Annotated in this window: 10 protein-coding genes; 2 read left to right on the forward strand and 8 right to left on the reverse strand. The window is 50.1% G+C overall.

Translation table 11 applies throughout. The features are described from left to right. Positions 1-94: 94 nt before the first annotated feature. Positions 95-904: an FHA domain-containing protein gene (locus tag TUZN_RS04400; protein WP_013679740.1), complete on the reverse strand. Its 810-nt coding sequence runs from the start codon at positions 902-904 to the stop codon at positions 95-97. A gap of 29 nt (positions 905-933) precedes the next feature. On the opposite strand from TUZN_RS04400, the gene TUZN_RS04405 reads away from it, so the two are divergent. Together TUZN_RS04405 and TUZN_RS11010 are read left to right on the forward strand one after the other, a co-directional pair. Continuing rightward, on the forward strand, positions 934-2,463 hold the full coding sequence (locus TUZN_RS04405; protein WP_013679741.1) for a VWA domain-containing protein: 1,530 nt from the start codon (positions 934-936) through the stop codon (positions 2,461-2,463). 55 nt (positions 2,464-2,518) lie between these two features. Beyond that, on the forward strand, positions 2,519-5,683 hold the full coding sequence (locus TUZN_RS11010; protein WP_013679742.1) for a hypothetical protein: 3,165 nt from the start codon (positions 2,519-2,521) through the stop codon (positions 5,681-5,683). Between the two features lies 1 nt (position 5,684). On the opposite strand, the gene TUZN_RS04430 is transcribed toward TUZN_RS11010, so the two are convergent. The 7 genes from TUZN_RS04430 to TUZN_RS04460 are packed head-to-tail and all read right to left on the reverse strand — an operon-like array spanning position 5,685 to position 9,647. Then, complete coding sequence (locus TUZN_RS04430) at positions 5,685-6,296, reverse strand: hypothetical protein (RefSeq protein WP_013679743.1); 612 nt, start codon at positions 6,294-6,296, stop codon at positions 5,685-5,687. After that, positions 6,293-7,102 carry a hypothetical protein gene (locus tag TUZN_RS04435; RefSeq protein WP_013679744.1) on the reverse strand — a complete coding sequence of 270 codons (810 nt, stop codon included), beginning with the start codon at positions 7,100-7,102 and terminating at the stop codon, positions 6,293-6,295. Before TUZN_RS04435 ends, TUZN_RS04430 begins: the two co-directional genes overlap by 4 nt. Continuing rightward, positions 7,099-7,494, reverse strand: coding sequence for a hypothetical protein (locus TUZN_RS04440; RefSeq protein ID WP_013679745.1), 396 nt, complete (start codon positions 7,492-7,494; stop codon positions 7,099-7,101). Before TUZN_RS04440 ends, TUZN_RS04435 begins: the two co-directional genes overlap by 4 nt. Beyond that, the gene (locus TUZN_RS04445) at positions 7,491-7,976 is read right to left on the reverse strand and encodes a hypothetical protein (RefSeq protein ID WP_013679746.1); all 486 of its coding nucleotides are present in this window, start codon (positions 7,974-7,976) and stop codon (positions 7,491-7,493) included. Before TUZN_RS04445 ends, TUZN_RS04440 begins: the two co-directional genes overlap by 4 nt. 27 nt (positions 7,977-8,003) lie before the next feature. Then, a complete protein-coding gene (locus TUZN_RS04450) occupies positions 8,004-8,531 on the reverse strand; it encodes a hypothetical protein (RefSeq protein WP_013679747.1) in 528 nt (175 codons plus the stop codon). 1 nt (position 8,532) lies between these two features. Further along, positions 8,533-9,105 carry a hypothetical protein gene (locus TUZN_RS04455; RefSeq protein WP_013679748.1) on the reverse strand — a complete coding sequence of 191 codons (573 nt, stop codon included), beginning with the start codon at positions 9,103-9,105 and terminating at the stop codon, positions 8,533-8,535. After that, positions 9,105-9,647 carry a hypothetical protein gene (locus TUZN_RS04460; RefSeq protein ID WP_013679749.1) on the reverse strand — a complete coding sequence of 181 codons (543 nt, stop codon included), beginning with the start codon at positions 9,645-9,647 and terminating at the stop codon, positions 9,105-9,107. Before TUZN_RS04460 ends, TUZN_RS04455 begins: the two co-directional genes overlap by 1 nt. Between the last annotated feature and the right edge of the window lie 39 nt (positions 9,648-9,686).

Consider the following 9,686-nt stretch of genomic DNA (forward strand, 5'->3'; position numbering starts at 1 on the left):
AATTCTTTTAGTATAGAGTTTGATTTATTGTTAGTTTAGTTAAATTATATAATAAAGACGAGAATCGAGAGGGATATGAAGAAAGACAGTGGCCCTACTTAAACTTGCCTGTTACGAACTTTATGCTGAGGATCTGGGCGACGGTGATTATGTCGCCGGGGTTGAGGACTTGGGCGCCGAGGCCCTTTATGGGGCGCCCGTTGAGGAACGTGCCGTTTTTAGAGCCGAGATCCTCTATGTAGTAGCGCCCGCCGACGTAAGATATGGCGAAGTGCGACCTGCTTATGTACCTCAACAAGTCAGAGGGGACGCCGAGCCGCGCGAAGAAGTCCCGGCCGTACACCATATACGGCTTGTCCACCTTAATCCTCACGCCGGCCGGGAGGTAGAGGTAGTAGACCGGAGGAGCAGGCGGCAGGGCCTCCGGCTTGCCGCGTAGCGCCAGATACAGCGCGATTGCGGCTACGGCGGCCGCGCCCGACGCAGAAATCGCCGAGTAGGGAGGCGCCAACAACAACGCGCTTGCTACTGCAACTGTCGCGGCGGCGGCCGCGACGGCGTACGGCAGGGGGAAAACCCGCCTGGAGGCAGGCCCTATGACGAGCGTGAAGACGTAAGGGGTACCTGCGTGGTCTACATACACTCTGTAGTTGCCGGGGGTCGTCAGAGGCGAGGTCCTCCAGAGGAGATACTTGCCCGCCTCCCCCGCCTCGAGCGACTTCTCCGATACCAACACGCCCGTGGATAGGTCCACTATTCTGACCGAGATCTTCCCGGCGCCGCCTACCTGCAGGTAGATGTCCTCCCCCGGGAGGAAGCGGAGCCGCTCTCTGCCGGCGGCATCCACTATCGAGACGCCCCACTGAGGCGGCGAGGGGGGCCCGGCGTTTGGTGCGGCGGCCACAAATTAATTAATAGTCCTATTTATAAATCATGGTCCGTTTAGGAGATTTAGAGGTCGACCTATACGCCAACAATACCCCCGACGGCTATTTAGATGTCGAGGTCAGGCTGAGCGCAAGGGGCCGGGGGCCTGCGCCCGAGACCAACACCGCCTTCGCCATATTGATAGACAAGTCGAAGTCTATGGCCGACTTCGACAAGCTGGCGCACGCCATAGAGGCCGCGAAGGGGCTCGTCGAGAGCATGGCGCCGGAGGACATAGTCGCCGTCTACGTCTTCGACGAGAAGGTCAAGGCCTTGGTCCCGCCAACCCCAGTCGAGAAGGCCAGGAAGATGTTGGGCAAGATAGAGAAGATAAAGCCGGGGACCTACACCCTGCTCTACCAAGCCCTCCTCCAAGTCATAGACGACTTGAGGGGGATCAAGCGGGGCCTCCCGCTCATGCCGAGGAGGGCCGTCCCCGAGAACATCCCCAAGAGGATAGTGGTGATAACCGACGGGGAGCCCTGGCCCTACTACACCGAGGAGAGGTGGTACGAGCACCTCGGCAAGGCCGCGGCGAGGTACGGCATAACCATATCGGCTATAGGCATCGGCGACGACTACAACGAGAAGATACTCTACGCCCTAGCCAACAGCTCGGGCGGCGCCTGGTACCACATATCGCAGATACGCGACATATCGCAAGTGCTTGCCAACGAGCTCAGGAGGGCGAAGACCGTCGTGGCGAGGAGGCCCAAGATAGCGGTGGAGCCTTCGGGGGCCGAGCTCGTCGACGTGAGGAAGATAGGCGCCGTCGTGTCGCGGCTACCGGTATCCAAGGAGGTGGAGCTGGAGGACGTGGCGGCCGGCGACGTGATCAGCGCGGTCTTCAGATTCAAGACCACCTCGCCCGACTACCGCGTCGAGGTCTCAGTCACGACAGACGCCGGCACCTACCGCGACGTGGTGACGAGCGACAAGCTGACCCCCGACAGGACCGCCACGCTGACCCTATCCATGGCCCAAGAGCTGGAGAAGCTGGCGGAAGGCGGCGTCGTGAGCGTGGAGGTGCTTAGGGCCGTCTCGGAGACCCCCACGGCGCCCGAGCCCTTGAGGAGGAAGGCGCAGAGGCTCCTCGAGGCCGCGCCGTCGGGCGAGGGCAAGGAGGCCTTCTGGGAGGCCACAGTGACCCTCACACTGCCCGTCGAGGAGCAACAGCTCGAGGCCACCGCAGAGAAGCCGGCCCCCCAGACGCCCGCCCCGCAACAAGCGGGGAAATGCGTCTTGACCTGTATAGAGACTGGGAAGAGCATGGAGGTGCCGATCCCGGCCCTACTCGGCCGCGAGGACCTCCAACAGATAATACCGCCGGAGAAGGTCCCCTACATATCGCGCCGCGTCGGCGAGAGGGCCCACCTGGCGATCTATAGAGGAGAAGACGGGATATATATCAAAGACGCCGGCAGCAAAGGCGGGGTATACGTCGAGGGCAAAAAGGTGGCGGAGCCCCTGAGGCTGGCGCAAGGCGCCGTGGTGAACCTAGCCGGTGTCGTCAACATAAGAATTGAATGTAGCTGAGCCTGCGTCGTCTGTCATAGAGCAAAATTAAAAAATTGCGCTCTAGCGAATCACTATGTCTAATACTATAAAAGTGGCGGTTATAGTTCTATTACTGCTACTCGCCGCAACGCGTATATCGGCCGCCCAATCCACAAGCCAGCCAGTGGTCCAAGTCATAGAGCTACCCGGCACAATAGAGAACTGGATAGACACTACGTCATACAACTTCGTCCTCGGCCGCAACGCAGAGTATTGGTTGATGTTCGTGCTACCGAGCATAGACCAACAGACATTTGACAATGGCTTGATAAATGTCATAGCAATAGCAATACCGTACAGCCCTGATGACGAAAAAGTATTAGATAGTCTTATATCAACATTAGTTAATGATTTAGCGAATCAACAATGGGATAATAATAAAATAGCATATGATCTGAATCAATTAAAAAGTTTTAGAAATATATTTTACCCATATGAAGCATTTAAAATAAAATTAATATTCATAATACTTGTACATACACAAGGTCTATTTGATATATTTAGCGATGTATTAAACACGCTAGCACAGAGTAAACCAGGGGCTGCCGCTGCGCCGTATACCTTAACAATCCTTGAATATTTACATAAAAAATTAAATAATTGGTATAAAACATATCAAGATACTTTAAAATATGAATTACAAAATGAATTAAAAAATATTAATCTTTATGTAGAAAGTAAAAACAACATTGATGGTTATTACACTCTTAAGTATGGTATTGACATAAATAATCAACAAAATAATATTGACATAAATAATCAACAAAATAATCCATATATCTATGTTTATATTAATGTAAAATACACAGGACAATATCAGTGTACAGTGACCAGCTTTGAAATTGATAATTTTGACCAAATCGATGGTTATTATCTTGATGATATAATAACTTCACTTTCTAATAATGTGATTCTTGCTAATGATAAATTTATCGATTCAGTTTTTGCTACAGTCGATCCAAAGATTATTCCAAATATAATCAATGACATAAATTATAATCTTAAAAATTATTATGAAAATCTCTATAAATCGTATATTCTTTATAAGCTAATCCACAATGTCCAGTCAGATGAATCTAGTCAATTAACTGCTTCTGGAAACTCAATTGATGATTGTATAAATTCCTTAAATCAAAATTTACCAAATTATATCAAAAATTATATCCAAAATATAATTCTTTCTCAATTTGAACATATATACAGTAACTTGGATAATCAATTAAATACTTCTCCTCTGCAAAATTCTCTAAGTCAAACCTTTAGTAAAACAATTTCTTCTAAGTTATCTAATGATGTTGCGAATGAACTTAATAATATGCTTTCTACCGATTTAAATATTAATGTTGATAACACTATTGCTTCATATATTAGTGGTACTGCTTCTAGTTGTATTTCTAAATATGTCGATAAATTCTTTAAAGAATCTGTAAAAGAATCTGTAACTGAGTTTTTTGCCACATTGCCTGGCGCTAATGTGGTGCTGATATTGGCAAACGGAATTGTGGGCGCTTTAAGTAACGAGATAACGATTAGCGGCAACATAAAAGTCTCTAAACTATGGACTCCAGATGAATCAATAGGTAAGTCAATAAGCATACCTGTCTTCAATGTTACAGATAGTGCGACATGTAGAGCCCAGTACGAGCCGCTTTCGGCATCTTTTGTGAGTAGCCCGTCTTTAGGCGAGGCGCTTTTCGCCGGCGTTAAGGGATTCTTGAGTGCGGTGGCCGATATGTTTGTGCCAGGTAGTAAAGGGATAATTGATATGATCCCAATAGTCCGCGAGATTAATCTACCAGAGGATAATCTACAGAATAATCCACCCGAAAGGTATTACTTCGCAGTTCCTGCGGTTCCGGGAATATACAATATTACGATCACTTACGACGCTACCAGTCTATTGCAGAGCTTTATAGACAGTTTTAAAAAGAGTGTAGCTAATGAACTAGAAGGATTAAGTTATACTAGCGATATTCAAAAAATTATAAATGATACAATATCTAGATATATAAATAAGGGTGAAATAAAATTCAATTCCCTTTCTATTAATAGTAATCAAGAAGGTAAATTAAGTATCTATATTGTTTCGGTGCCTCCATATGTTATCGGCAGCAAATATAATGATGATAAGTCTAATATAAACTATTTTAATTACAATCTTACCTTCGATTTCTGGTCGCTTGGAAGAGTATATATCTACGGTACGACGTTAGATAAATTAGGGAGTATCATAAGCAGTCTATGCACGCCACAGAGTTCCTCGCAGACAGCGGCAGGCCAGCCGTTGAGCAATCAGCCGCAATCATGCTCATCACAAAGTTCTGCATCCGGCGATATTTTATATAGCATATGTTCTAGTGCTGTGAACAGTTTATCCTGCCAGATTTCGCCAATATTATCGTCGAGCTTGGAAAGCTCAACAGGCGGCCTAACGGGCGGATCGTCTTCGTCTGAAGGCCCGACGGGCGAATCGTCTTCACTTAAATGCTCCATTGATCCCGGTAAGTTGGCCACGTTGGTTAGCAACACGATTGCCTCAAATATAATAAACCAAGTTACGAATTTCATACAGAATTCTATAAATAATATAGGAAATTATATTTGTGAGCAAATAGATGACTATGTTAATAATAAATTATCTGATACAGCAATGGAGATAGTAAAACAGTTGTTTGGTCAGTATAGTATATTCAATGGGCTGGTAACCGAAAACCAAGTTCCAGATTCCATAAAAGGTCAACTATGTAGCTTGTCTATTATAGGTTATTCCAAATTATATTTAATAAATCTATATCAAAGTATTACTGATGCTATGTATATACCTACATATTTCTTATCTATGTATCCCTTGACTACGCCTATACCCTCGCCGACGCAACGGCTTTGCTACGGCGTAAATGTTCCTTCCGGCTTTATATATTACAATATATCATCCGATAATCCCGAGCCAAATCTCTATAAAAACATAACTTTGCCTGTCCTCTTAGGCTTCAACGAATACTTCACCGCGTTGCGGGTGTACCCTGTGTTTGTGGTCAACGACAGCAAGTCGCTGAATCCCTATTACGTCATTGTGCCATACTCGGCGCCGGCTAGAGAGCTCTTTGTGTTGGGGACTGTTGGCAATACAATAATATATAGTGATACTAATATTGTAAATGAAATAAATAAACCATTTATATATATTAATATACATTAAATTAAGAAATTTTTAATATTATTTTTTCTGTACAATAAGTTTTCCAGAGCACGTAGGGCGTATTTCCCAATGTGCCGCATATCTGTTGCGAAATAGCTAGGCCTACTTGGCTAAGTGCTTGACATATACTAGAGGATTGTAGAGCGGACTCGGCGCTTGCTAATAAAAGATAGCCCAGCGTGCACTCGCTCACCTTTTCGGGGCTCGGCATGACGGCCCATGCCTTTATTGTGTAGACTCCGGGGGTCAGCGACGTGCAGCTCTGCGCGCCTGCCGACGTAACGACCTCGACGGATACGTCGGCCGTCACTACGCGGAGGCCGGCCGGGGTGAATATGGCTATACAAGTCGCGGCGTTGCACTGCGGGAGCGCGACGGAGGCGCACGTGGGCGGTGATGTGGGGCTGTATATGTACATCTGATAGCCTTGGGGCAACACGAGCACGGCTTCCCTCTCGGCTCCTATGGGGGTGGCCAGTAGGTATTTCAGAGCGATGTCGACGTTTTCGGCGAAGACGGATCTTATGTTGTTCATGAGGTAGAGGTAGGTGCCGTATATCGCCAGAGTTACGGCGACCAGCAACGCCACTAGGAGGACGTAGGAGACGTTCATTGCCCGACGTTACAGGGAGCCATTATTATGGTGCCCGCTCCTTGCCCCACCGATGCGACGGCTATCACGAGCTCGCACGTGCTCTGTTGGGCGAATTCGGGCGGGACGGCGATCTTTATCTCGTGTATCCCCGTGACGTTGAAGTACCATATGGCTTGGTCGGGGCTGAAGCCGCCGAGTGCTGGGAAGATCACCACGGTGGGCTGGCTCTCAGCCGACTGGCTCCCGGTCGATTCGCTCCCGGTCGACTGGCTTCCAGCAGACTGGCTCTCGATCAGGAAGGCGGCTCCGTACGTTATCAGCTTGACGGGGCGGTTGCCCGCGATCAGCTGGACCGTGGCCTTGACTCCGCCGAAAAAGCCGAGGCTCTTCGTCTCGACGGACACGTCTGCCTGCGAGTACGTGTAGGCGGTTATCCCGTCGTCGCATTTAACAGCGGCGTATATGCTCTTTATGTACACCACACTAGACCCGGTCACATCTACATTCAATTCGGCTAGATCGCACCTTATGTTTCTGATCAACGCGTACTCGCCTGCCTTCTCCGTAAATATGGCATTGAAGGTGTCTGTAAAGGCTTGCTTTATTGAATCGGCGTCCATGCTAGGGTTGCTTATCATCTGTGCTGTGGCGAGTATGGACTCCTCTACGGCGTTGTTCAGCATCTGCTGCACCTCCAGCTTGCGTATGGCGTAGTCCTCGATGGCGACCTCCGGCCCGAGGGTCCGTTTCGGCAACGTGATCAGCATAATCAGAGTGATGGCGAGGATCGTCGCCACTACCGCTATTGCTACTTGCCCCCTCATGTCGACAACATCAAGACGACTATTCTGCCGTCGCCTCTGAGTATCACGATTGAGGCGCCGTCGGCCGTCGAGGGGTTGAAGCCTCTCGTTATGGTGAATATCTTGCCGCCGGTCAGCGAAATGACGGTGAGGTTGTAGCCTATGTTGGGCGGTATAAGCGTCTCCAGCGCCGCGCGGGCGTACTGCGGATCGCCGCTGCCGCCTATGCCGTAGGCTATGGCGTATATCACCCCGCTCTCCGTCCAGTTCATCAGTATCCTCTGCGCGTCTAGCCTCAACGCGTAGTTCCCGCTGGTGTACTGGACCTTGAAGAGGTACTGGCTTAGGACGAGCGTCAGCACCAACGCTATGGCGATTAGGGCGGCCTCCAGCAACGCCGCCTGTCCCTTCATGGCCTCTCCAAAGTCGCCAGGACTGTGCCGTTGGGGAGGACTAGGAAGGCCTTGGCCGGCTCATTGACCAACTGCGACTGGCTGAGGCAGGGGAGCTGGCCGGTTGCGGCCGTCAAGGCGCTTGCCGGGATGACGTACGACGGAGAGGGCACCAGGAAGTAGTAGCCCCTGGGGTAGCCGAAGTACGTGGCGTTTATTAGGAGGGCCGGGAACCCCTCGGCTCTGTAGAGCTTGGCGTCCAGATTCGTGCACAGCATGTAGTACGGCGTGAGCTGGACGGTGCCCCCCGGCAGATTAACGACGTAGAAATGGCTCGGCATGAAGTAGACTTTCTGGCCTGCGGCCATGGCGTCTTTCAAGACCTCGTATCTGCTCTTGAGCACGTCTAGGTACCCGTCTACGGTGGAGAGGAAGTTCGAAACGGTTAGGTATATCGCTACGATAAAAACAATGACGAGGACGGTGGCTTCCACCACATTCATGCAGTAAATAAGACAGCTATATTTAAACTATTTTAGGTATATCTCTATAGTGGAGTCCTCTACCATTTCTCCCGCCTTGCAGTAGGTCGAGACGTAGTATACGTACTCGCCGTTGTCGACCTGGGCCTTTATCAGCCTCGGCGCCGGTAGGGCGAGGCCTTCCCCGCACGGCTTCCAGCCGACCACTCTCTTCAACGCCACTATCTCGGTGCCGGTGCCCGGCAGAATCGATATCTGGCGGGCCCACTGGCCTAGCTCAGTTGTGTTGAAGGAGCATTGAGCCGGCTCCCTGGTGTCGGTGCCCACAGTTATAACCACGACGTCTCCTCTGAGGTTAACCACGATTGGGTAGTAGAAATCCACGTAGCCTGTGTAGTTGCCCGGCTCGGCCCACGCAGACTGGGCCAGCACTTGCAGAAGCGTCTCGACCTCCCTACACGCCTCGTAGTTTATCTGGAAAACCGCGCCGTTATATACCGTAAATACATATAGGGCCGCCGCGATGCCTCCCAGGGCGAGGAGGACGTAGAGGAGGACTACCGAGGGGATCTCCATATCACTTAACTACGGCAGTCCTCACGTATATCTCCACGAACGCGGCGCTACCTCGATAGATCACGCCGCCGTTATATTTCACCTCGACCGTACAGGAATCGCCGTTCTGGGGCGTCAGCGTAGTCTCCGCCATAGACACAGTCTCGATAGTTACGGGGGAGCCGTAAATATATCCGGGCTTCAAGTTCGTTATGTCGGTGAAGGTCAGCGTTATGTAGTTTACTCCGTAGAGGACGCCGGTCGATATATACGCGCCGACGGGCTCTGCGGTGGTTTTTTGAAATATGGCGGAGAGGTCGGGCTCTATCTTGACCAAATTACCCGGGTAGTCCGGCGTGAAGTACCATACAGGGTACTGCTGGGACCAGCGGCAGTTCGGCGAGGTCACCTCGACATAGATCTCCGTGGCGTAGAGGGACTGCCTGAAGTTGTAGGTGTTGGCTACCTTGAGCAGTTGCCAGGACGGCTGGATGTAGTTAGCCGATTTGAGAAGAGGGAAAACTATGGAGGCGACGAAGTACGTAAGCCCGATTATCAAGAAGAAAAAAAGGAGCGTGGGTACTATTTCTTCCATCAGTGTACCGTTACGGGGTAGAGATCGGACCTGACGTTGCTAGAGCCGGAAGTATAATAGACGGCTAGGTAATATGTCTGGCCCGGGATAAGGTTACCGCTATAAGTGCAATAGAACGTGACTTCCTGGCCGGCTCCTACAGGTATACTGAAGCTCTGAGACGAAGAGGAGGCCGAGCTGCTCGAGCTACTCTGAGATTGGCCAGGAGGATTACATTGTAGCTGAGGTGGTTGGCTACTAGATTGACTGCCAGTACCGTAAATTACTGCGCCCGTTATCTGGGTTGAGGCGCCCCCGACCTCTCTAACCGTGATGGATACGTCGTACTGCCCCGGCGAAAGCTGAGTCACCTCGGCGCTTTCTATGATTATCTTAGGATGTGGGTTGAAGAACCCGGAGAACATGGCCCAGAACATTAAGACGGCGACAATGCCTATAACAGTCAGCAACACTGTCACCACCACACCGCTTATTCCGGCTACTGCCCGCATATCTCCTATATTTTGTTCCTTTATATAGTTTCTCCCGAGGCGGCACGACATATGGGGTCTATTGATGTCTTAAAAAAGCATAAAAACCAA

It is taken from the genome of Thermoproteus uzoniensis 768-20 (assembly GCF_000193375.1).
GTDB lineage: Archaea > Thermoproteota > Thermoprotei > Thermoproteales > Thermoproteaceae > Thermoproteus > Thermoproteus uzoniensis_A.

Excerpts from the sequence above, each read along its gene's own strand:
- TUZN_RS04405 (WP_013679741.1), top strand. The coding sequence starts at position 934 with ATGGTCCGTTTAGGAGATTTAGAGGTCGACCTATACGCCAACAATACC.
- TUZN_RS11010 (WP_013679742.1), top strand. The coding sequence starts at position 2,519 with ATGTCTAATACTATAAAAGTGGCGGTTATAGTTCTATTACTGCTACTC.
- TUZN_RS04430 (WP_013679743.1), bottom strand. The coding sequence starts at position 6,296 with ATGAACGTCTCCTACGTCCTCCTAGTGGCGTTGCTGGTCGCCGTAACT.
- TUZN_RS04435 (WP_013679744.1), bottom strand. The coding sequence starts at position 7,102 with ATGAGGGGGCAAGTAGCAATAGCGGTAGTGGCGACGATCCTCGCCATC.
- TUZN_RS04440 (WP_013679745.1), bottom strand. The coding sequence starts at position 7,494 with ATGAAGGGACAGGCGGCGTTGCTGGAGGCCGCCCTAATCGCCATAGCG.
- TUZN_RS04445 (WP_013679746.1), bottom strand. The coding sequence starts at position 7,976 with ATGAATGTGGTGGAAGCCACCGTCCTCGTCATTGTTTTTATCGTAGCG.
- TUZN_RS04450 (WP_013679747.1), bottom strand. The coding sequence starts at position 8,531 with ATGGAGATCCCCTCGGTAGTCCTCCTCTACGTCCTCCTCGCCCTGGGA.
- TUZN_RS04455 (WP_013679748.1), bottom strand. The coding sequence starts at position 9,105 with ATGGAAGAAATAGTACCCACGCTCCTTTTTTTCTTCTTGATAATCGGG.
- TUZN_RS04460 (WP_013679749.1), bottom strand. The coding sequence starts at position 9,647 with ATGTCGTGCCGCCTCGGGAGAAACTATATAAAGGAACAAAATATAGGA.